Below are 22,705 nucleotides of genomic sequence, written 5' to 3'. Positions count from 1 at the left end.
TTCGCAATCAAGCAGCCCCCAAAATCCAGATTCGCAAAAGCCCATTGCTCAAAAGCTCATCGAAAACGACATTACCGATAGTGATGCCGTTATCGCACAAATGCGCGTATTTATTGATGCACTCAAAACTCATAACAACGCCTATTACGTGCTGGATAATCCGCTCTTAGAAGACAGTGAATACGACCAGTTGCGTCGAGAATTGTTGGAACTAGAACAGGCTTATCCGGATTTGATCCAGCCTGACAGTCCGATTAATCAGGTGGGTGATGCTCCATTATCTGCATTTACCCAAGTCACCCACGATATACAGATGCTATCGCTCGGTAATGTGTTTGAGTACGATGATTTGCGTGATTTTATGCGCCGGGTCAACGACCGTTTAAGTGTCGCTCAGCAGAACCCTGAATATGAAATGGAGCTAAAGCTTGATGGGCTAGCAGTGTCGCTAAAATATGTGCATGGCAAGTTTGTGCAAGCGGTCACGCGCGGCGATGGGCAAACAGGTGAGGACATCACTCAAAATGCCAAAACCATTCGGAATCTACCCTTATGGTTAGCTGCGGCGGCTGATATTGAGTTGCTAGAAGTGCGCGGTGAAGTGCTAATGCCTAAGGCAGGATTTGAGCGTCTGAATCGACTGGCACAGGAAAATGAAGATAAAACTTTTGCCAATCCACGCAATGCTGCTGCTGGTAGTTTACGTCAGCTTGATCCGGCGGTCGCGGCAAATCGTCCGCTAGCCTTCTATGGCTATTCGATTAATCAAGGTCTACCGGATACCATCGACACTCAATCAGCAGCCCTTGCTTGGTTGAAAGACATTGGTTTTACCGTTAGTGCAGTAGAAGTAGTACAGAACCCACGCGAGGCGCAAGCCTACTATGAGTCAGTGATTGAGGCACGCGCTGAGCTGCCGTTTGAGATTGATGGTACGGTGATTAAGGTTAATAGTTTGGCGCTCCAGCAGCAATTGGGCTTTTTATCACGTGAACCGCGCTGGGCAACTGCTTATAAATTCCCTGCCGAGACCGTCATGACCCGTTTACACTCCATTGAGTGGCAAGTTGGGCGTACCGGACAAATCACCCCAGTTGGTAAGTTAGAACCGGTAAAAGTCGGCGGCGTTACGGTCAGTAATGTCACCTTGCACAACTTTGGCGAGATTCAACGCCTCGATGTACGCGCAGGCGACATGGTTAGTGTCCACCGCGCTGGTGATGTTATTCCGAAAGTGACCCGTGTTTGGCAGGATCAGCGTCCAGCCGATAGCGAGCCAGTCACTTTACCGTCTACCTGCCCAGTCTGTGATTCTCCTGTGGTACTACCCGAAGATGAAGCATTGGCTCGGTGTACGGGTGGTCTGTTTTGCCCGGCCCAGCAGCAAGAAGCGCTGATTCATTTCGTTTCTCGGCGCGCGATGGATATCGATGGATTGGGTGAGCGCTGGCTTATTGGCTTTTTTAACCATGGGGTAGTCAAAACTGTCGCTGATATTTATCAGCTGCATAACCATCAAGAAGAACTCATTACCCTTGAGAAGCTGGGTGAAAAATCAGTACAAAAGATCATTGCTGCTATCGAAGCCAGCAAGCATACAACGTTGGCACGTTTCATTTATGCGCTTGGTATTCGCGGTGTGGGTGAAGGTACTGCCCAAAGCTTAGCGCAGCAATTCGGTGATCTGGATATCCTAATGGCCGCAGATATTGAAGCGCTATTGCTAACCCCTGATGTTGGAGCTATTACCGCTGAACTGGCTTATAAGTTCTTCCGTGCGCCCCATAATATCGAAGTCATTGCCGCGTTACGTGAGGCGGGCGTATATTGGGATAAGGTTGTGCAAAAATCATCTAGCGATCTACCACTTGATGGCCAGACCTGGGTTATCACTGGCGCGCTGGCAAGCATGGCACGTGATGAAGCCAAGGCCAAACTACAAGCATTGGGTGCCAAAGTCTCGGGTAGTATTTCTGCTAAAACTACGGCGCTACTGGCAGGTGAAAAGGCTGGGTCGAAGATGGCGAAGGCGGAGAAATTAGGCGTTAAGGTGGTGGGTGAAGAAGAGTTTTTGGCGATGGCTGGGGAGTAGACTTTCTCTTTCGTTGTTTAACATTGAATGCTAATTTTAAAAAGCTAATTTTATCTTTCTTGATCTATTTCTAATTATAAGCTCGATTGTCAAAGGAAATCTTGTTTAAGGGATTTTCTTTGACAACCTAATATTTCAATATAATTTCTTAATGGTCCTCAACCCACGCTACTAAACTCTCTATTCTGGCGACTCTCCATGCGGCTTAAGATCGCTTTTCTTACTATCTGGTTTGATGACGATAGGCAAGATAAGCCCTTTAGCAAAATCTTCGGCAAGCACATAATCATAGCTGCTGGCTTTGATATCTGACGTGGTATGAATAATAAGCTCAATATTTTCGCCATCGGTCAGCTCATGGGAAGTATAGCTACTATCGAGCTGGTCCAATACCTTCGATAGCCCTTCGTTACTGGCCATGCCTATGGTGATATTATGCTGAGCAACCGCACTATCAACCTTAAAGTAGTCCGCGTAGGAACGTACCGATTCGCTATCCAGTGGAAAAGGATATTCGTAGTTAGCAAGTTCGGCAGGGGTCTCACCACTTGCTACTGCTTGCCAGTCGATAGTATTTGTTACTGGGGCGGCTGGCGCGCTTGCAACCTCTGTAGCTGCATCTTGTTTCGCCACTTCAGAATTAGTGTTAGTAGGGTCTGCACTGTTATCGCAGCCCGCTAGCATTGCTATGCTAAATGCACTCAAAACCACCATACCTATTAGACGCTTCGCCATTGATACTTTCCCTTTTCTACTTTTATGATTGATAGAGTCAATCCAAAATAACACGAACACCAGGAAGCAGAGTGCCAGCTATACATCAGTATGGCGGGCAGAGTCGACGACGTAGGCGTCTTATAATGAGCAGGCTATAGCTATTAATGAGCTATTAATAACTTCTTACGGTAGCCGTTTATACAGTAACTAATATAGTCGATTCAATTTAAACAAGATACAATGCTACTGGAATGAATTTTTTGCAGCCTCTGCCACGCTTGCGAACAGCACGCAAGAAAAATTTATACCAGTGGCACATTGCTATACACAATTTTTTTTATTGTGAACTGACTATAAGCACCTTATATTACTGCTATTTTGACAGTTTTCCTCATACTTCTCTAGCTAAAACCATCAAAATTAATTATTTACCATCAAAATAGCCATAAAAAAACAGCCATCGCTTGATGACTGTTTGCATTAATAATATAGAGTGTTAGTTATTATAGTTTTTGGCAGTTGACTTGATATTCTTTACCGTTTGCCCATTTCATAGCCAATACCCCTTTATCACCAGTCATATGCCATGCATAAATAACTTCTGGATTAGATTGGTTGACATAGCTTGCCGTTTGACCGGTTACGCCACCATTTAAGGTAACTTGCTGTTGTTTCCAATTAACTTTAGGTAAGGTGGCAGTGATCATTGCTTGTTTTTTATTAATAGATTGTTTGGCCATAATTTGACCGTCATCGGCACAGGTATAACGCTCTGGCATCATACGGTCATAGGCTGTATTGGTCACACTTTCAGCAGCAGCGGGAGTATTTGGTAACGTAGGTGCAGTAGTCGCACAAGCGCTAAGTAAGGCCAGGGCTGGTAGGGCAGTAGCAAGTTTCATCATCGTGTTCATGGCTGTCTCCAAAAGTATAAAAATTATTATGTTATTCGTTTTGATAACGTATTAAGTATGCAGCGGCTATGGTAGCGAAAACCAAAGCTTGATAATGTTAGAAATTGTTCCATACCTGTGCTCTAGTTATCAGCTTGGTTACTGATAGTCAGTTCACAATAAAAGAGGGTCGTGTATAGCAATGTGCCACTGGTATAAATATTTTTTACGTGCCGACTGATAGCTGTCCTGCGCGGCATCACGGCCTTCTAAATTAGCGTTAAATGCTGGTATCAAACAGCCACGACCTTTGCCAATAAAGTCGCTACGTCTCATGCTCTTAAGTGCTTCAGGTAATAGCACTCAGTTTTTGGGATCATGATAGCGTAAGAAAGCGTTGTGTAGCGGGTCCTTATGTAGCGGATATTTATGGGTATGATACATAGTAGTGGCAGTCACCATAAGACTTGGATAAAATGCTTGAACTTGATCAGCTCGGTAGTCTTGGCTTTTGATCCAAAGCGCCAGGTTCATCATATTTTCATCTAAAAATAGGATTTTGTAAGAACAACATTATCTAGGAGTGAAAATGTCTAATCGAATGATAGCCTTTGCACTATTTTTTCTGATTCCACTATCAGCGAATGCTATAGACATGAACCTATCAAATGGGTTGATGACTGTATCTTATATTTTTTATATCGTAGTGCCAGTCCTGCTGGTTCATTTAATAGCGACTGTCTATTTTCACAACAAAGGCTATTACCGCAACAAATCTTTTACTACTAAACATCTGATAATCGCTATGTCAGTTCCTATAATGGGAATTGCTTTGCTCATCTTTGAATATTTGTCGAATATGAATAGGGCAGGCATGCACATTGGCACATTTTTATCCATTCTGTTCGTATATGGGTTCCTCTCTTTAGTTTTTGCTATTCCTTATCTTCTTTATCTTGCGGCTCCCGAGAAGTAGAAAAGTTATTCACTTTTCAATAACGATTGATATAGTTAATCCCGTTTAAAAACGACTCAAGGTTACTGAGCTATTGAAATGAATTTTTGTAGCCTCCGTCATGCTTGCGAACAGCACGCCAGAAAAATTTATATCAGTAGCGCCTTGCTATAAGAATATTCCTTTTATTGTGAACTGATTATAGCTATTAATCTAACAAAATCTTGGTACCACTTTTAGTAAAGTTCATCACAAATTGACTTTTAAAATTGCGCACATTGTTCTCATAAGTCAGCAAGCTGCGCGTGAACTGATGATAGTCGCTCATATTTCTAGCGTTGACCATCAACATAAAAGCAAAGTCGCCCGATACTTCATAGCAGCTCATCACTCGCGACTGCGCGTCCATTAAGCGCTCAAATCGATGCTGCATCGAGTTATTGGAGCGCTCCATCTCTATCATTACCACCACTGTTAGACCGTAGCCAACTTTATCAGGATTGACAATAGCCACTTGCTTGGTAATCACGCCATTATCTATCAGTGCTTGAATTCGGCGCTGAGCAGTGGCGATAGACACATGAGCGTGTTCCGCCACCGTTTTTAGTGGTAGTGTCGCATCGTCTTGTAGTAAGTTCAAAATGGCTTTATCAGTATTGTCTAAAAGCTGACTCATAAGCGTATGTCCTCTTAGATAAAATTTTTAATAAGGGCTGATATTCTCAATGAAAAAGTGCACAGTATCGAGAGAATATAGCTTTATTATCATAATAATTTAAAATTTAATAAATAAATCTATTAATACCCTATTTTTAGATAAATAAAATCATAATTAAGATAATATTGAGATATTTTTTCACTATATCCTTGTAAAATTAATCTTATCAGTTAACAAATATAAAATCAAAGCTGGTAATAGTCTCTTTTTATTTGTATCTCAATTTATGGTGCTCTATATGTCTACGTCAATCCTATCTAATATGGTAGCGTCCACTTTGTCACGGTGGTTATTACCTGCCATTTGGACGAGCGGTAGTCCGCAACAGCGTACTTTAATATTAGGGGTAGTGTTTGCTATCGTGTCCAATATTTTGTTTGGCGTGCTTTATGCCTACAGTAGTCTTCTTGCGCCCTTATCAGGTACACAAGTATTTATTTGGCGCATGCTAGCCATGTGGGCAGTATTGATAGGATATTTACTGCTCAGTGGTCGCCTAAACTTACATATTGATAAGCTACGAGCCTTACGTTCAGTCAAGCAGTGGGCATGGTTACTGCTACCGACACCGATATTTTTAAGTCAATTGTGGCTATTTATGTGGGCACCAGTCAATGGTCAAGGCGTACAGACTGCGATGGGATATTTTTTATTTCCCTTGATGATGGTGGTGTTCGGTTGTGTATTATTCGGTGAAAAGCTCAGCCGGCTACAATGGCTTGCGGTAGCATTTGCAGCGGTAGGGGTGGGCAGTGAAATTATTCGTACCCAAAGTGTATCCTGGGCGACCTTATGGGTGTGTGGTACCTATCCAATATATTATATCCTGCGACGCCTGCAAGGGATTGATGCCATCACTGGCATGCTGGTGGATTTGACTTTATTTGCCCCGTTTGCGCTTGGGTATTTGTATCTAATAGCGCCAAGCAATTTGACCATGGTGGCCGGTTCTGGATTCTTCATCATCATGTTGATAGGCCTTGGGGTACTGAGCGTACTGGCTATGAAAACCAATATTGATGCCAGTCAAATGCTGCCAGTCAACGTCTACGGTATGATGAGTTATTTAGAGCCCGCCTTGTTGTTTATTTTAGCAGTTACCATATTGGGCAACCCGTTTGAGTCGGCGATGATCTACAGCTATGGGTTGATTTGGTTAGGCATTGCCTTTTTAATTGCACATGGAGTCCGGCAACTACGCCGCTCTCGTAAAGAGGCAAGAACAGTTTTAAATAGTTAGGAAGTTAAACTACTAGAAAGTTAAACTATTAGAAAGTTAAATAGCCAAATACCTGAATGACCTGTATATAAATAAAAATGGCACCTAAACAAAAACAGCATCTAAATAGACAAAAAGCTTAGCGTTAAAACTATTCAGCCAAACTGATCAATTAAAAGACAATAAAAAAGGGACGATTCAATAAATAGCTTGAATCGTCCCTTTTGCCCCGCATTAACCAGGGTGATTTTAAATTAAAACCACTATAGTTAAAATACCTTAAAAACGCTTCGGTACTGCTGGTATACGCTTTTTGCAGCCTCTGTCTGCGTAGGCACAGCAAGCAAGAAAAACTTATGCCAGCAGTAGGTTATATATCGATATTACTTTTCATTAACTATATTCTAAAAACGGCTAGTCCAAATGCTGCTTAAAGCCGCGCTGCTTGTCACGTTCCCAATCACGATCCTTTAAGGTCTTGCGTTTGTCATGCTGCTTTTTACCTAATGCTAGCCCAATTTGGCATTTAACTAATGAGTTCTTCCAGTAGCAAGACAACGGTACGCAGGAATAACCTTTTTGATTGACCGCACCAAATAGCTTTTCGATTTCTCGGCGATTAAGCAGCAGCTTGCGCGTACGGATACTATCAGGACTGACATGCGTCGAGCTACTTAACAGCGGTTGAATATGTGACCCGAATAAAAAGGCTTCTCCGTTACGGAAAATGACATAGGCTTCGGTAATGGTCATTTTTCCGGCACGAATGGCTTTTACTTCCCAACCTTGTAATGCCACTCCTGCTTCAAAGGATTCTTCAATAAAGTATTCGTGGCGAGCCTTTTTGTTTGCACAGATTTGATTGTCAGGCTTTCTTGATTTTTTTGACATGGCTACCTCTTTCTAGACGTGGTGTCCTCGTCTGACCAGTTCCTCATCTTATCCTAAATCAACTACCAATCAGCTATGGTGTCAGACTCGCATAATGCACCTACTATTATAAAATGTAACTATTATCATAAGTTGGCGTACCATTTTCTCTCGTCTTGCTCATAACAGATTAATATTTGCTTTACTATATAGCCCAACCCAACTGTCGGGTTCGGACCATAAATACTAGATGAGTCGAACCGCCTATTGTAGCAAAGCCTACAGCGAAAATGTAAGTGGGCTGTTATAACAAATGTAGCGGCTGCGTTGCTATTAAAAATGTCACTAATATTAGCAATTTAGCATAAATAAATGAGCAACTTTGAGTATTTATGAGTAGTAGGCACAAGTTCTTGCTACTAAATTTCACAAGTAATGAAGGTCACTAAATAATATCGAGGGCCAATGGACAACTTTAAATGGTAGATAAGTGTTAAATTTAGACAAAATTTGCTAGCATAGTCGGTAATATTAACGACCAAATTAGCACCGCTATGAGCCTTCCTGCGACTTCTTCAAAATTGCATACCAAAATATTGTATCCTGGTACCTTTGACCCCATTACTAATGGTCATGTGGACTTAGTCACACGCGCGGTAAAGCTGTTTGATGAAGTGGTTATTGCTGTGGCTTCAGGCCACCACAAAAAGCCTTTATTTGACTTCGAAGAACGGGTAGCATTAGTAGAGACGGTATTTGCTGGCTTGCCGCAAGTATCAGTGATAGGTTTTGAAGGTCTGTTAGTAGATTTTATGCGTGAAAAAAATGCTACTGCTGTGCTACGTGGCTTACGGGCGATGTCCGACTTTGAGTATGAGTTTCAACTGGCCAATATGAACCGTGAGCTCGATGAAAATTTTGAAGCAGTATTTTTGACCCCATCTCAGAACTATTCATTTATATCTTCAACTATGATTCGCGAAATAGCCAGACTTGGCGGTGATGTCACTAAGTTTGTTCCTGATTGTGTTGCAGAAGCTTTCACCAACAAGCTAAATATTAAATAAAGTAAACGTTCAAGCACCCAAATTTTAAAGGTTAATGAGTACTAGCAACCGTTATGTGCTCAATCATTCAGTTGAGAAAACTCAGCTGTTAGTAGAATAATAAGGAGCAGTTTATGGCGCTGTTAATCACTGACGAATGCATCAATTGTGATGTGTGTGAGCCTGCTTGTCCAAATGATGCCATCTCAGAAGGGGATGATATTTATGTTATCGACCCCGACTTGTGCACCGAATGTGTCGGGCATTTTGACGAGCCGCAATGCGTCGTCATTTGTCCCATTGACTGCATTCCTCATGACCCCAATTATGTCGAAACACAGAGCGATTTGATGTCTAAATACAAGCGTATTACTGGTCAATAGCTCACTGTGCAATATCATCATTAAAAGCGAGCACTCGCCTCTAACCACCACTCATATTAATAGTGTTTTTAAAAATAAAAGCTCACTAGCAAGAGCCGTGTAAGTCCTATTTTTATAGGTTTGGCGCGTCTCATAATAGTAGTCTTTTTTTGGAATTGCTACAAAGCTGACATTTTAGGGATCACACTATGACTATCAATACAGACAGCTCAACAAGTGACTTCGACCACCAACATCTCTGGCATCCCTACGCTAGCTTGCCACCCACTTATCCCAATATCGTTATTGATCATGCTGATGGCATCTATATTGTCACTCAAGATGGCACGCGTCTGATTGATGGTATGTCGTCGTGGTGGGCAAGCGTGCATGGCTACAACCATCCAAAGCTAAATGCCGCTATTATTGAACAACTGGGCAAAATGGCGCATGTCATGTTCGGTGGTTTGACCCATCAACCAGCGATAGATTTAGGCAAAAAACTGCTGTCAATCGTTCCTGCTGGACTTGATGCGATCTTTTATGCTGATAGTGGCAGCATCGCGGTGGAAGTGGCACTTAAGATGGCGCTGCAGTATCAAGTTGCGGCTCAGCGGCCAAACAAGCGGCAATTTGCATCCACCCATTCAGGCTACTATGGTGATACTTGGCATGCGATGAGTGTCTGTGATCCGGTCGCGGGCATGCACAGTTTATATGGCAATCAATTGCCTATGCAGCATTTCGTGTCCGCACCGCCATTAGGCTTTGAGCGTACTTTGACGGACGATGAGCGCGATGAGTTAACCGTGTTTTTTGATAAGAACTGCCATCAGCTGGCAGGCTTTATTATCGAGCCAATTATTCAAGGCGCAGGTGGTATGCGCTTTTATAGTCCTGAGTATTTACAACTGTTGCGCCAATTGTGTGATCAGCATGACGTAGTACTGATTGCCGATGAAATCGCGACTGGCTTTGGTCGCAGTGGCAAGTTATTTGCGTGTGAGCATGCCGATATTAGCCCTGATATTATGACTATTGGTAAGGCGCTGACTGGTGGCTATATGACTTTTGCCGCGACCTTATGTACCCGCGCCATTGCTGAGACTATTAGCCAAAGTGATTATCCCGCATTGATGCATGGTCCTACCTTTATGGGCAATCCGCTAGCCTGTGCGGTCGCTTGTGCGTCGGTTGATTTGATAGTGTCTTATGATATTGAGTCGCGCACTGCACATATGCAAGCCTTTATGGAACAGCAACTCGTACCAGCTGCTAAGTTAGATGGCGTTAAAGAAGTACGCTGTTTGGGTGCAGTAGCAGTGATTGAGCTGGATGACGCGGTTGATATGCCTACTTTTCAGGCACTGCTATTAGCGCAAGGTATTTGGGTCAGACCCTTTGGCAAATTGGTTTATATCATGCCGCCATATATCATTACTGATAGCGAGCTTGCAACTTTATGCCAAGCCTTGTTAAAAGTCGTCAGCATTTATTTAGCGCAAACTTCGAACCCAGCTTTACACAGTGAAGCCTAACAATCGTTTTTGATTTTATTAGCTAGCAATTTTTTGTCATGAGGTCAGTTATGAGCGTGCTATTTATCTCCGGTATCGATACCGACATTGGCAAAACCTATGCTACTGGATTAATTGCTAAAGCATTATTGCAGCAAGGCATCAATGTTATTACCCAAAAGTTAGTACAAACAGGTGTGGCGATAGATCCAGATAGCGGCGAGATGGATATTGCTGATGATATCATCACTCATCGTACATTGATGGACATAGCGCTACAGCCATGTGACCTTGATTATACGACTTGCCCTTATCGTTATCAGAAGCCCGCGTCACCGCATTTATCGGCTAAGCTTGCTAACGAGGTTCTTCACCCCGAGGTCATTACCAATGGCACTCAGCGTTTGCAAGCGGATTATGAGGTGGTGCTACTAGAAGGGGCAGGCGGGTTACTGGTGCCGATAACTGCAGATTTATTAACCTTAGATTATATTGCCGCCCAAGGCTATCCTATCATTCTAGTCACCTCCGGTCGCTTGGGCAGTATCAATCATACCTTATTAAGTTTGGAAGCGATAAAATCACGGGGCCTAACCGTCCATAGCGTGATTTATAATCATATTCATGATGAAGATACCAGTACCAGCACAGATACCGAAATTGCTAACAGCACCATCGAGTTTTTGCACCACTATCTTCAGAAAAATTATCCAAATACGCATTGGCTACGTTTGGTAGTGCAAAAGGATGATGATCTTAATAATACCGATGTCGTTCTGCCCAAAAACTTTTTAAAATAATAATGACTTACATCTTATCTTTTAAAATATAGCGTAGCTGGCGGAGTTTTTTACAGCCTCTGTCACGCTTATTAACAGGAAGTAAGAACATTTTTGCTAGCTGAACGGTTCTAATGGCACCAGTGATTCACTTTAAACAGCCTATAAATTTCTTCAGTGTTTTTGACAATAAAAATAAGCCAAAAAGACTTCCCCAATCAACCAGTAGGTTTGTTATACTAGCGCGCTTGGTAGACTAGGCAATCGCCGCTGCACACTGGCAACAGATGAGCAGGGGAGGAAAGTCCGGGCTACATAGGGCAGCGTGCCAGCTAACGGCTGGGCAGGGTAACTTGACGACCAGTGCAGCAGAGAGTAGACCGCCTTTGGCTTATGTGAGTATCGCAAGATATTCATGTCATCGGTAAGGGTGAAAGGGTGCGGTAAGAGCGCACCGCGTGGCTGGCAACAGTTCACGGCATGGTAAACTCCACGCGTAGCAAGACCAAATAGGCATCGGCATGGCGCGGCCCGCGTTCGATGCGGGTAGGTTGCTTGAGCGTATTAGCGATGATACGCCTAGAGGAATGATTGTCCACGACAGAACCCGGCTTATCGGTTTACCAAACCTTTTTTTATCGTTTAAGTTATAAGCTTTCAAGCTAGACTATTTGAAACTTTAGGATTTTAAGCGTTAAAACGATAATAAGTGCGTATTGTTTTAACAAATGGCTTTATTTTTATTATAAAACCATTTATTTGCAAAAAAATTCTGCTTAAGGGTTGACGTCAGTCTCCTGCTTGGGCATAATACCGAGCCTTAAATGGCGATGTAGCTCAGCTGGTTAGAGCGCATGACTCATAATCGTGAGGTCAAGAGTTCAAGTCTCTTCATCGCCACCATTTATCTGTAGTTGTTCAAATTTAAAATTCCAATCCTCCGTGATTGGTTTTTTTTTGTCTGTTGAATAGTTAATGCTTAAGAACCTTGCTATTAATCGTTATTTAGCCATTGGTATCTCACCATTGGTATCTCATATAACCGCAGACTAAGTCCTCTTCATTGATAAGCTCAGCGATCCTCACTTATAAATCAAACGCTTGCTGATAAAATCGCCTTACTTTACAGTAGAAAACTGCTAGAATACCTGTATATGTTTGCGCGCAACGTTGAGTGACCTTATCGCCGATGGAACATTAATGCTGATTTATTAGGCCTCATGCCATCGAGTGCTAGCGCCATACTTGCGACCGCCGATATTATTAAATATTATTTTCAATAACTATCCCCTTATCCTCTATTTAGTAGGCGCTTTGTGACTGCATTAGCCAATATTCGTAACTTCTCTATCATTGCCCACATTGATCATGGCAAGTCGACCCTTGCTGATCGTTTTATTCAAATGTGCGGCGCGCTGCAAGATCGTGAAATGCAGGCGCAAGTACTCGACTCCATGGATATTGAGCGTGAGCGCGGCATCACCATCAAGGCGCAATCAGTAACCTTATTCTACGAACACCCCAATGGAGAGCGCTATCAGCTCAACTTTATTGATACTCCAGGGCACGTGGATTTTTCTTATGAAGTCTCGCGTTCATTAGCGGCTTGTGAAGGTGCCTTATTGGTGGTCGATGCGGCGCAGGGTGTGGAAGCACAATCCGTTGCTAACTGTTATACCGCAGTTGATCAAGGCTTGGAGGTAATGGCGGTCCTTAATAAGATCGACTTGCCACAAGTAGAGCCTGAACGTGTGATTCAAGAGATTGAAGATATCATTGGTATTGATGCCGTTGATGCGCCGCGCGTCTCCGCCAAATCTGGTCTGGGTGTTGATAAGTTACTGGAAGCCATAGTTGAATTTATTCCTGCACCAACAGGAGATCGTGAAGCGCCACTACAAGCGCTCATCATTGACTCCTGGTTCGATAATTACTTGGGCGTGGTGTCCTTAGTGCGTGTGCGCCAAGGTACAATAAAAAAAGGTGACAAACTTTATATCAAGTCAACCAAAGAAGCGCATCTGGTAGGCTCGATCGGGGTCTTTACCCCGAAGCCTTTAGATACGGGTATTTTGGAAGCGGGTGAAGTGGGTTTTATCATCGCTGGTATTAAAGATATTGCTGGTGCACCGGTTGGTGACACGATTACTCATGCTAAGACGCCTGATGTCGATCGTATTCCTGGGTTCAAACAGATCACCCCGCAGGTGTATGCGGGCATGTTCCCAGTAGAATCTACGGACTTTGAAAAGTTCCGTGAGGCACTACAGAAATTACAAATTAATGATGCGTCGTTATTTTTTGAGCCAGATACCTCAGACGCCCTTGGTTTTGGCTTTCGCTGCGGCTTCTTAGGTATGCTGCACATGGAGATCATCCAAGAGCGCCTAGAGCGTGAATACAACTTGGACTTGATCACTACTGCGCCATCAGTTATTTACGAGATCATGAAGAAAGATGGCACAATTATTTACGTTGATAACCCGTCAAGATTGCCTGAGCCAAATAATATTGAAGAGTTTCGTGAACCGATAGCCCGTTGTCAGATCTTGGTGCCGCAAGATTACTTGGGCAACGTCATGACTCTATGCATTGAACGCCGCGGTGTACAAGTCGATATGCGCTTTATGGGCAGACAAGTTCAGCTGATATTTGATATTCCAATGGGCGAGGTTGTGATGGATTTCTTTGATCGCCTAAAATCAGTCTCACGCGGCTTTGCCTCGCTTGATTATAATTTTGAGCGTTATCAAGCAGACAAATTAGTCAAAGTTGATGTGCTTATTAACGGTGATAAAGTGGATGCCTTAGCCATGATTGTTCATGAAGCACAATCTCGTTACCGTGGTAATGCGCTGGTTGGTAAGATGAAAGAGCTGATTCCAAGACAGATGTTTGACGTGGCGATTCAGGCTGCTATTGGTAGCCAAATCATCGGGCGTAGTACGGTTAAGGCCATGCGTAAAGACGTACTGGCCAAATGCTATGGTGGTGATGTTTCTCGTAAAAAGAAATTATTGTCTAAGCAAAAAGCCGGTAAAAAACGCATGAAACAAGTCGGTAATGTGGAGATTCCACAAGAAGCCTTCTTAGCGGTATTACAAGTAGATTAAATAATTGCTGTTTCAGTTGGTAATTAAGCACCTCAATAACGATTGAGACCAATCGCTATTGAGGCAATTAATTGCTGAAGGTAGTAAATAACCATTGCTAGTCTTATAAATGAAAACGGTCAGATAAGCAGCTCTCTAATAGGCAATCTAGTATGGATTTTGATTTTAATTTAATTTTAGTGCCGTTAACCCTAGGGTTAGGTCTGATTTGGCTATTAGATAAGTTAGCGTTCAAACAGCGGAAAACCCGCGGATTTGGTAAAGAGAGCATGTTGGTACGTTGGGCTTATGACTTTTTCCCGGTACTGGCAGTGGTATTAATAGTACGCTCATTTTTGATTGAGCCGTTTAATATCCCGTCATCATCTATGGTGCCAACCTTATATACTGGCGACTTTATTGCGGTCAATAAATATGCTTATGGTGTGCGTCTACCGCTCACCTATAATAAGGTATTGGATACGGGCTCGCCCGAGCATGGTGACGTGGTGGTATTCCGTTATCCTGAAAACCCGAGCATTTATTATATTAAGCGTTTGATCGGTCTGCCAGGTGATACGGTCACTTACGACCAAGGTCAATTAGCGATTAATGACGTGGCAGTAGACACCAAGTTAGTCAGTTTTGACGCCAATCCTGAACTGACGTCGCAATTGTATTCAGCTGGCAAGGTAGCACCAGGGCAAGTGCTGACTGAGAACGGTGCCATACAGATGGGACAGCAAGAAGAGGATGAGGCGCAATATTTTCAAGAAATACAAGGCGAGCACGATCACTTGGTTCGTTATTTACTCGATATGAACAGCTCACAATATGCCCCATTTTTGCAGCAGCAGTCGCCAGAAGTAATCAGTTCAGAAGGAAAAAAATGGCGTATTACTGTGCCTGAAGGTCAGTACTTTGTAATGGGTGATAACCGTGATCGTAGTGCTGATGGACGTTTTTGGGGCTTTGTTCCTGATGAAAATCTAGCAGGAAAAGCGGTTTATATCTGGATGCACAAGCCACCTGGTCTTAATCTGCCAACCTTTAGCCGCAATGGATCTATTGACTAAAGAGCTAAGTAGACGGGCGATTGTTTTTACGACATAGATCGTAGACGACCCTCTTATGAGCGCATAGTTTGTGCTAATATTGTTTTTATCACTATATAAAATTAAGACTCACTCATAAATTCGCTATCGCATCAGTGTCTATGTGAGTAGCTATTAACAGTGGTGATTTAACTAACGGTTAACAGGTGGTATACGGTGCAGCAGTTGTCTGGTTTGTCCTCTCAACGCGGTGCTAGTGTGACTAGCATGATCTTAATACTGGTTGTTATTGGTATTTCAGCTAAGTTAGCGATTGCAATTATACCCGCGCAGGTCAGCGATTATCAGCTGACCAAAACCTTGAGCTCGCAGCTTCAACAAGCCAATAGTAATAACGAGTCAGCCAAAGAGTTCGTCGAACGAGTCAATCGTCAGTTATCTATTAACGCGAATTACGATACTGATGCCAGAGACGTATTTACTTTCACTAATAAGAAAGTTGGTCAACTGGCTATTTATAAAAAATATGAAGAAACCAATACTCTTTTTGGCAATATTGATATCGTAAACCGCTTCGAAGGCGATGTTAATGCAACAGAGTAGTTAATATAGCCACAAACGGGTTTTTAACTTCTTGGTACTTATCAGCTTTTTCAGTTGCAAAATTCTGTATAGCTGTCTTATTAGAACATTCAAAAAGCCATGTACTATAAATATATTATGACTTTAATAACATCAATTAGTGAGACAAAAGGGATAACCACACGCCACGCATGAAACCAATTTCACAGCAGTATCAGGCGGTGCCTATGGCCCAAAAAAACAACGCACCTATGGACACTTTTATTGTCAGCTCAGACTTTATTCAACAGTTGGCAGTATTGACGCGCAAGCTAGGTTATACCTTTAAGGATCTCAGCTTACCGAAGTTAGCGCTGACCCATCGTTCATTTGACAGTAAAAAGAACTATGAGCGTTTAGAGTTTTTAGGGGATGCGCTATTAGGTATGATTGTTGGTGAGGCTCTGTATCACCGTTACCCTAGCCAAAATGAAGGGCGCTTGACTCGTATGCGTGCCACCTTGGTACGCCAAGAATCACTGGTAACCATTGCACAAAATCTAGAGCTGTCCAATCATTTGATTTTAGGTATCGGCGAGCGCAAAGGTGGGGGCCGCAATCGTGCTTCGATATTGGCCGATGCTGTGGAATCGCTGATTGGTGCTATCTATCTAGACAGTCAGGATATGGCTATTACTCGTACTTGCGTACTGTCGTGGTACGGTGATCTTATTGACAACGTCAACGATCAAAAAGCCCTCAAAGACGCCAAAAGTCGTTTGCAGGAATGGCTGCAATCTAAACAATTTGATTTGCCACATTATGAGCTAATGGAAACCCGTGGCAATGCCCCGTATCAAATATTTGTGGTGCGCTGTCAGGTAAATATTAGTAATTGTCCTGACATTACTGAGCTGGGTGAGAGTCGCCGTATTGCTGAGCAAAAAGCGGCGGAGCTGATGATTAATCAACTGCATAAGTTGCCAAATTCGGCCAAAAAACGTCCATAGCTTGAACGTGCATCATTTAGATAGCATTAAGCAATGCATAATGAATAATAAGTATTTCCAAAGTAATAACCGTCTCACTGTCTGTCATATATTTCGATAAAGAGAGTGCAACACAGTTGAGTGGCGTTTATAAAACCCGACAGGATTACCCTATGAGCAATCTTACTGATTTGCCATCTAACCATAAAGATAATGCCGATAATATGACTGAAAACACCAATGATACGACCAAAAATACAGACTTGAGCCCAGTTGCAGACACCACTAAAAGTACAGATGCTGTGGCTGATGAGAAGGCGGTTGAGACAGAAAATTCTAGGCTAAAAAATACTGATTCAATAAGTTCTAAGCTAAAAAGTACTGAAATGAAGAGAGTTGGTTCAGAAGGCGCTGACCCAGAAAGCACTGATTCAGAAAGTACTGATTTAGAAAGCAGTGACCTAGAAAGTGATACGGCGATTGAAGATTTCTTTGCACCAACGAAGCATACCCATCTTAACGATGGCTTTAAGGCTGGTTATGTCGCGATTGTCGGACGTCCAAACGTTGGTAAGTCGACGCTAATGAACCATATGTTGGGTCAAAAGCTATCTATTACCTCGCGTAAGCCGCAAACCACTCGTCACCGCATCCACGGTATTTTGTCTAATGACGAGATGCAAGCGGTGTTCGTTGATACCCCAGGTATCCATCGTAATGAAGTGCGTGCAATCAATGAGCGTATGAATAAAGCAGCCGTTTCGGCACTGGTTGATGTTGATTTGGTACTGTTTGTAGTAGATTCTGATCAGTGGCGTGATGATGATCTATTGGTTCTACAAAAGATTGGCAGTACTGATCTCAATGTGGTGCTAGTGATTAATAAAGCGGATACCTTAAAAGATAAAGGCACTCTGTTACCACTTATTGAGACGTTTAGTGACAGCTTTGATTTTGCTGATATCGTACCGGTTTCAGCATTGAAAAATCAAAATCTTGATCGTTTGCAGGAAGTCATTGCGTCGCATCTGCCAGTTGCGACCCCTATTTATGACACCGAACAAATCACTGATCGCTCTGAGCGTTTTTTAGCCAGCGAAATTATCCGCGAAAAAATCATGCGTAGTGCCGGTGATGAAGTACCTTACGACTTGACGGTTCAGATTGATGAATTTAAAGATGAGGCCGCGCACAACGATCCAAAAACAGGTCGTCCACGTAAAGCTTGTACCTTCATTGATGCGACTATTTACGTCGAACGTAGCGGCCAAAAAGCCATCGTTATCGGTGACAAAGGTCAGCGCATCAAGCAAGTGGGTATGGACGCGCGTAAGGACATGGAGCTGTTGTTCGGCAAAAAAATCATGTTGACCTTATGGGTAAAAATCAAGCGTGGCTGGTCTGATGACGAACGTGCGCTGACCAGCTTGGGTTATTAATCAAATACCTCGTCAAGCCCGTGATTGAGTGAGATACTTGCGCTCAGTTATAGCGCGTATTGAGGCTAGCGCTGAGGTAATCAACCATGCGTAATGAAGCATTAATCGGTTATTTATTACATCAGCGCCCGTATCAAGAAAAGCGTGCGCTTTATCACTTATTTTCCCAGCAGCATGGCATAATAAATGGTGTAGGTAAAAAAGGCGCACCACTGTTTGTACCATTACAACTGTTTGCCACTGGTAAACGTGATTTAAAAACTTTTAGTCAAATGAATATAGTGCCACTGGAACGTGATTTTGTGAGCGCTGAAACCCAACGTTACCAGCAGATTAGCGGTCAGCAGCAGTATGCGGCGTTATATCTCAACGAAATACTTTTGAAGTTACTACCTACCGAAGACCCCATGCCAGTACTCTGGCAATATTATCAAGACAGTTTACGGCAACTTAAGCAGCCATTAACCGCAGAAGAATTGCGTTTATGTTTACGGCAATTTGAGCAGCGCCTATTTACCGAGTTAGGCTTTGCATTAACGCTAGCGCATGATAATACGCTGTCTGTCATTGAGCCTGACTGTACTTATCAGTTCTTACCCGATGTAGGCTTGGTACCGATTGTACAAACGGATCATTTAGCCAACACGACAGTACAAGCGGTGTTTGAGGGCAGTGAGATATTGCTAATGGCGCAACTGGGGATATCTGCAACCACGCTCAGCGCATGGTCACGTTTACACCGTCAATTAATCGACCATTTACTCGACTATCAACCCCTACAAAGTCGCTTACTCTGGCAACAACAACAGCGCTATCAGTAAAGCAAAATAAATTTTATAAAAGCCTCTATCGCAGACAATCGTCAGTATGTTAATGGATCATCTTTATCAAAAGGGTTTTTTATGAACACTTCATCGCAACACTTACAACAGCCTTTATTGGGCGTCAATATAGATCATGTGGCGACCTTACGCCAAGTGCGCGGGGTCGATTACCCCAGTCCTTTGGCAGCAGCATTATTGTGCGAACAAGCAGGGGCCGATGGTATCACTATTCATCTACGTGAGGATCGCCGCCATATTCAAGATGCAGATGTTTATGATATTGCGCAGCAACTGACTACTCGATTAAACTTAGAAATGGCTGCGACTACTGAGATGCTAGCAATTGCCTGTGAGGTTAAGCCGTTTTGGGTATGTCTAGTACCCGAAAAACGTGCCGAGTTAACTACAGAAGGTGGGCTCGATGTTGTAGGGCAGATCACTTGGTTGACAGATTATATCAGCCAGTTGCATGCAGCAAACATAAAAGTATCTTTATTCATTGACCCAGATGAAGCCCAGATCGAAGCAGCAGTGGCCTGCCAGGCTGACGCTGTTGAACTACATACGGGTGCTTATGCAGAAATGGGCTTGGCCAGCAATACAGCTGGGCAGCGCGCTGAGCTACAGCGTATCGAGCACGCCGTAAGTCATGCACAGTTAGCAGATAATAAATTATTGATTAATGCAGGTCATGGATTGTCTCGCGATAACGTCCATGCCATCGCCCAGATTAAAGGTATTTATGAGCTTAATATTGGTCATGCGCTCATCGCTGATGCGGTCTTTGTAGGCTTAGCGCAGGCAGTAACGATGATGAAAGCCGCTATGTACCGTTAAGGATTAAGGGTTCAAACTTAAGCTCAACAACCAGTCGGGTGCATACTGCTGGGTTTATACTTAATGATGCCTGATTGGTTGAATGATATTTGATACATTGCTTGATTATAATTTGAGCTTGGGCAGTATTTAATATGGCCAAAAAACCCGCGTGGCTTACCACTATCGCCAGCAAACCTGACATAATCACGATTACCTGCACGTAGATGCAGTGTACCGTATCTAGGGCTTAATGTTAGTTCTACTAATAGCCCGTCAGTATCGGCATCAAAGTCTTGATTACTGTTGTTATCCATAAACAATAATAAGGCTCTATTGCTGTCTCTATCACACCGACCATTGCCGTCAGATAAACATACCAGTAAGTTTTTGCGTCTAATCAGACTCTCCGCTTTAGCCAATGCTAGGGTGTTTAGCATCCCGTACCTAATACGTTTGGCCTCCATGTGCGCCAGTTGCGTTAAGACAGCGGGAGTGGCGATTACGGCGATAATCGCTAAAATGGTTACCGTCACGATCAGCTCCACTAGATTAAAACCACCTTCGCTACAGGATATAAAGGAGGTGTTATAGTTGCTAGCTGATGGGCTTGGTTGAACGGCTTTAGAATCAACCATACCCACATTGTCAACTGGCGTTGAATGAATACGTTTACAGTTATTAAGAGCCAAAACAAAGGTAAATGCATGCTGGTTACTCGACGATACTTTATATAACATAGCCATAAGCGGTTGCTGCCTATATAAGTAGGGTGATAAGTAGGGTGATAAAAAGTAGGGTAATAAAACTGAGTAGTTTCGCTTGCCTGTGCAACACAACATTCAACACAACATTCAACACAACATTCAACATTCAACATAACATTTAACACAATATTCAGTCTTTTCTGCCACAAGTATTCCTGTGTTTTAAGTCGTCCTATATTCTTGAAAGATCCTCTTATCTAGTAAGACCGTTCAAGTTTTTGCTGCATTACTAGAACTATGTTGATTAATATGATATAAACAGATGATGTGCCCATTGTTGTCTATTGTCAAAAAATGTTTCAATTAGTGAATGCCGAGTATTAACAATAGAGAAAAAGGGACAACTGTATTAAACTAAGCGCAGATAATAGATACAGTTTGGTAGGTTATCTATTACAACTTAGCATTCAAAAGCCAAAATGTACAAACCCTGTTAGCCCTCAGTAAAATAAATATGTTATTGTTTTTTGTTTGCAACGCTCTCGTGTAATAATGTGTAGCTGACTAACGAAAAAAGTTGTAAACTGAATTGATAGTCGATAAGCTACTTCCTAATTGCTTTTGTTGTATAGTTATACACTTGTAAACGATGTCTGTTTTTGGTCATCTAGGAAGTGGTTGTGCTTAACGCATTACTCAAATCATCCTTTGGAGGAAGTCCATGAAATTGAATAAAATTGCCCTAGCTTTATTTGCCGTAACAGCTGCGCCACTAGCGGCCAACGCTGGCGTTACTGTTACTCCACTATTACTTGGTTATCATTACAGCGAAGGCGCTGATGATGATCAAGCTGACTTATTGAAAAATGGCTCCGACAGCTACTACAAAGAAGATGGCCTATACACTGGTGCGGCACTGGGTATTGAGCTGACCCCTTCTACTCAGTTCCAAGTAGAATATGGCGTATCAAATACAGACGCTATCGACCAAAACGGAAATGACAATTTCGACGCTGAACAAGAAATGATTTCTGGTAACTTCTTAATCGGTACTGAGCAGTTTACTGGCTATACTGATGGCAAATTTAAGCCATATATGCTGATTGGTGCTGGTCAGTCTAAACTTAAAATCGAAGATTCGACCGGTCTTGAAGTCGCAGAGACTACTGATACTATCGGTAACCTAGGTTTAGGTGCTATGTATCGTATCAATGATGCATTGAGCCTACGTGGTGAAGCCCGTGCGATTCATAACTTCGATAATAACTGGTGGGAAGGCATGGCCTTAGCCGGTCTAGAAGTTGTACTAGGTGGCCATTTAGCCCCAACAGTAGCAGTACCACCAATGGTAGAACCTATGCCTATGGTTGATACTGCACCAATTATCGTTGTTGAATCTGATCTTGATTCTGACGGTGATGGCGTACTTGACAGCATGGATGCGTGCCCAGGCACTCCAATGAATGTGGTTGTAGACGAACGTGGTTGCCCAGTAGCAGTAGACATTACTGACGAACTAAAAATGGAACTTCGTGTATTCTTTGATAACGATAAATCAGCTATCAAAAACCAATATCAGCCTGAAATCGCTAAAGTAGCAGAGAAGATGCGTGAGTATCCTAACTCTATCGCCCGCGTCGAAGGTCATGCTTCTAAAACTGGTCCATCAGCACGTTATAACCAACGTCTGTCTGAAGCCCGTGCCGTTGCTGTGAAATCTATGTTGACTAACGAATTTGGTATTGCACCAAACCGTCTATCAACAGTTGGTTACGGTTATGACCGTCCAATCGCGCCAAACGATACTGAAGAAGGTCGTGCTATGAACCGTCGTGTTTATGCCATCATCACTGGTGACAAAACGATGACTGTTGAGCAAACCAAAGACATGGTTATTCAGTAAGTAACTGCTTATCTTAAGTAAGCCTTATTAAGTAACAGATAACTAATAAAGTTACAAAAAAAGCTGCCCATTGGGTGGCTTTTTTTTGTTTGTGCTTGCATATAAATTAAGTTATTGCATAAATTTATGATGCAATAATGCTATACTAGCC

At 42.7% G+C, this 22,705-nt stretch carries 20 protein-coding genes, 1 tRNA gene, 1 other RNA gene and 1 pseudogene; 17 read left to right on the top strand and 6 right to left on the bottom strand.

Annotated elements, in window-relative coordinates:
* Positions 1-100 precede the first annotated feature (100 nt).
* Positions 101-2,092: an NAD-dependent DNA ligase LigA gene (gene ligA, locus RCH20_RS04920; RefSeq protein ID WP_327192889.1), complete on the top strand. Its 1,992-nt coding sequence runs from the start codon at positions 101-103 to the stop codon at positions 2,090-2,092.
* Positions 2,093-2,272: 180 nt separating this feature from the next.
* Here the strand turns inward: ligA and RCH20_RS04915 are convergent, their stop codons facing one another.
* From RCH20_RS04915 to RCH20_RS04905, 3 genes and pseudogenes are all read right to left on the bottom strand, one after another.
* Complete coding sequence (locus tag RCH20_RS04915) at positions 2,273-2,827, bottom strand: hypothetical protein (RefSeq protein WP_209955420.1); 555 nt, start codon at positions 2,825-2,827, stop codon at positions 2,273-2,275.
* 485 nt (positions 2,828-3,312) lie between these two features.
* A complete protein-coding gene (locus tag RCH20_RS04910; protein ID WP_209955419.1) occupies positions 3,313-3,723 on the bottom strand; it encodes a hypothetical protein in 411 nt (136 codons plus the stop codon).
* Positions 3,724-3,876: 153 nt separating this feature from the next.
* Positions 3,877-4,236, bottom strand: a pseudogene (locus RCH20_RS04905) (DUF3362 domain-containing protein).
* A gap of 55 nt (positions 4,237-4,291) precedes the next feature.
* Between RCH20_RS04905 and RCH20_RS04900 the strand changes: the two are divergent.
* Entirely contained in the window at positions 4,292-4,678 is a 387-nt protein-coding gene (locus tag RCH20_RS04900; protein WP_209955417.1) for a hypothetical protein, read from the top strand.
* Between the two features lie 187 nt (positions 4,679-4,865).
* Here RCH20_RS04900 and RCH20_RS04895 read toward each other — a convergent pair whose 3' ends face one another.
* The gene (locus RCH20_RS04895) at positions 4,866-5,333 is read right to left on the bottom strand and encodes an Lrp/AsnC family transcriptional regulator (protein ID WP_209955415.1); all 468 of its coding nucleotides are present in this window, start codon (positions 5,331-5,333) and stop codon (positions 4,866-4,868) included.
* 280 nt (positions 5,334-5,613) lie between these two features.
* Between RCH20_RS04895 and rarD the strand changes: the two genes are divergently transcribed.
* Positions 5,614-6,615, top strand: a complete 1,002-nt coding sequence (gene rarD / locus RCH20_RS04890; protein WP_209955412.1) for an EamA family transporter RarD — start codon at positions 5,614-5,616, stop codon at positions 6,613-6,615.
* Positions 6,616-7,008: 393 nt separating this feature from the next.
* On the opposite strand, the gene smpB is transcribed toward rarD, so the two are convergent.
* Positions 7,009-7,485 (bottom strand): SsrA-binding protein SmpB, encoded by a 477-nt coding sequence (gene smpB / locus RCH20_RS04885; protein WP_209955410.1) that lies wholly within the window; start codon positions 7,483-7,485, stop codon positions 7,009-7,011.
* A 533-nt stretch (positions 7,486-8,018) separates the two neighbouring features.
* Between smpB and coaD the strand changes: the two genes are divergently transcribed.
* The 13 genes from coaD to RCH20_RS04820 all read left to right on the top strand — a co-directional run bounded on the left by coaD (position 8,019) and on the right by RCH20_RS04820 (position 19,965).
* Positions 8,019-8,531, top strand: a complete 513-nt coding sequence (gene coaD, locus RCH20_RS04880; RefSeq protein ID WP_327192794.1) for a pantetheine-phosphate adenylyltransferase — start codon at positions 8,019-8,021, stop codon at positions 8,529-8,531.
* A gap of 113 nt (positions 8,532-8,644) precedes the next feature.
* On the top strand, positions 8,645-8,893 hold the full coding sequence (locus tag RCH20_RS04875; RefSeq protein ID WP_327192793.1) for a YfhL family 4Fe-4S dicluster ferredoxin: 249 nt from the start codon (positions 8,645-8,647) through the stop codon (positions 8,891-8,893).
* A 188-nt stretch (positions 8,894-9,081) separates the two neighbouring features.
* Complete coding sequence (bioA, locus tag RCH20_RS04870) at positions 9,082-10,410, top strand: adenosylmethionine--8-amino-7-oxononanoate transaminase (protein ID WP_327192792.1); 1,329 nt, start codon at positions 9,082-9,084, stop codon at positions 10,408-10,410.
* Positions 10,411-10,460: 50 nt separating this feature from the next.
* Positions 10,461-11,189 carry a dethiobiotin synthase gene (gene bioD, locus RCH20_RS04865; protein WP_327192791.1) on the top strand — a complete coding sequence of 243 codons (729 nt, stop codon included), beginning with the start codon at positions 10,461-10,463 and terminating at the stop codon, positions 11,187-11,189.
* A gap of 227 nt (positions 11,190-11,416) precedes the next feature.
* An RNA gene (gene rnpB, locus RCH20_RS04860) (RNase P RNA component class A) lies at positions 11,417-11,799 on the top strand.
* A gap of 195 nt (positions 11,800-11,994) precedes the next feature.
* Positions 11,995-12,071: transfer RNA gene (locus RCH20_RS04855), tRNA-Met, on the top strand.
* Positions 12,072-12,484: 413 nt separating this feature from the next.
* Entirely contained in the window at positions 12,485-14,281 is a 1,797-nt protein-coding gene (gene lepA / locus RCH20_RS04850; RefSeq protein ID WP_209955401.1) for a translation elongation factor 4, read from the top strand.
* A gap of 152 nt (positions 14,282-14,433) precedes the next feature.
* The gene (lepB, locus tag RCH20_RS04845) at positions 14,434-15,336 is read left to right on the top strand and encodes a signal peptidase I (protein ID WP_209955399.1); all 903 of its coding nucleotides are present in this window, start codon (positions 14,434-14,436) and stop codon (positions 15,334-15,336) included.
* 195 nt (positions 15,337-15,531) lie between these two features.
* Positions 15,532-15,918 carry a DUF4845 domain-containing protein gene (locus tag RCH20_RS04840; RefSeq protein WP_327192790.1) on the top strand — a complete coding sequence of 129 codons (387 nt, stop codon included), beginning with the start codon at positions 15,532-15,534 and terminating at the stop codon, positions 15,916-15,918.
* Between the two features lie 170 nt (positions 15,919-16,088).
* The gene (rnc, locus tag RCH20_RS04835; protein WP_209955397.1) at positions 16,089-16,886 is read left to right on the top strand and encodes a ribonuclease III; all 798 of its coding nucleotides are present in this window, start codon (positions 16,089-16,091) and stop codon (positions 16,884-16,886) included.
* A gap of 365 nt (positions 16,887-17,251) precedes the next feature.
* The gene (era, locus tag RCH20_RS04830) at positions 17,252-18,304 is read left to right on the top strand and encodes a GTPase Era (protein WP_327192888.1); all 1,053 of its coding nucleotides are present in this window, start codon (positions 17,252-17,254) and stop codon (positions 18,302-18,304) included.
* Positions 18,305-18,390: 86 nt separating this feature from the next.
* Positions 18,391-19,125, top strand: coding sequence for a DNA repair protein RecO (gene recO, locus RCH20_RS04825; RefSeq protein WP_209955395.1), 735 nt, complete (start codon positions 18,391-18,393; stop codon positions 19,123-19,125).
* Positions 19,126-19,206: 81 nt separating this feature from the next.
* The gene (locus tag RCH20_RS04820; protein WP_327192788.1) at positions 19,207-19,965 is read left to right on the top strand and encodes a pyridoxine 5'-phosphate synthase; all 759 of its coding nucleotides are present in this window, start codon (positions 19,207-19,209) and stop codon (positions 19,963-19,965) included.
* A 23-nt stretch (positions 19,966-19,988) separates the two neighbouring features.
* On the opposite strand, the gene RCH20_RS04815 is transcribed toward RCH20_RS04820, so the two are convergent.
* Positions 19,989-20,690: a GspH/FimT family pseudopilin gene (locus RCH20_RS04815; protein WP_327192787.1), complete on the bottom strand. Its 702-nt coding sequence runs from the start codon at positions 20,688-20,690 to the stop codon at positions 19,989-19,991.
* Positions 20,691-21,372: 682 nt separating this feature from the next.
* Between RCH20_RS04815 and RCH20_RS04810 the strand changes: the two genes are divergently transcribed.
* Positions 21,373-22,554, top strand: coding sequence for an OmpA family protein (locus RCH20_RS04810; protein WP_327192786.1), 1,182 nt, complete (start codon positions 21,373-21,375; stop codon positions 22,552-22,554).
* Positions 22,555-22,705 lie beyond the last annotated feature (151 nt).

This window comes from Psychrobacter sp. PL15, from assembly GCF_035984995.1.
Classification (GTDB): domain Bacteria; phylum Pseudomonadota; class Gammaproteobacteria; order Pseudomonadales; family Moraxellaceae; genus Psychrobacter.
This window is presented reverse-complemented; position numbering and strand designations above follow the sequence as displayed.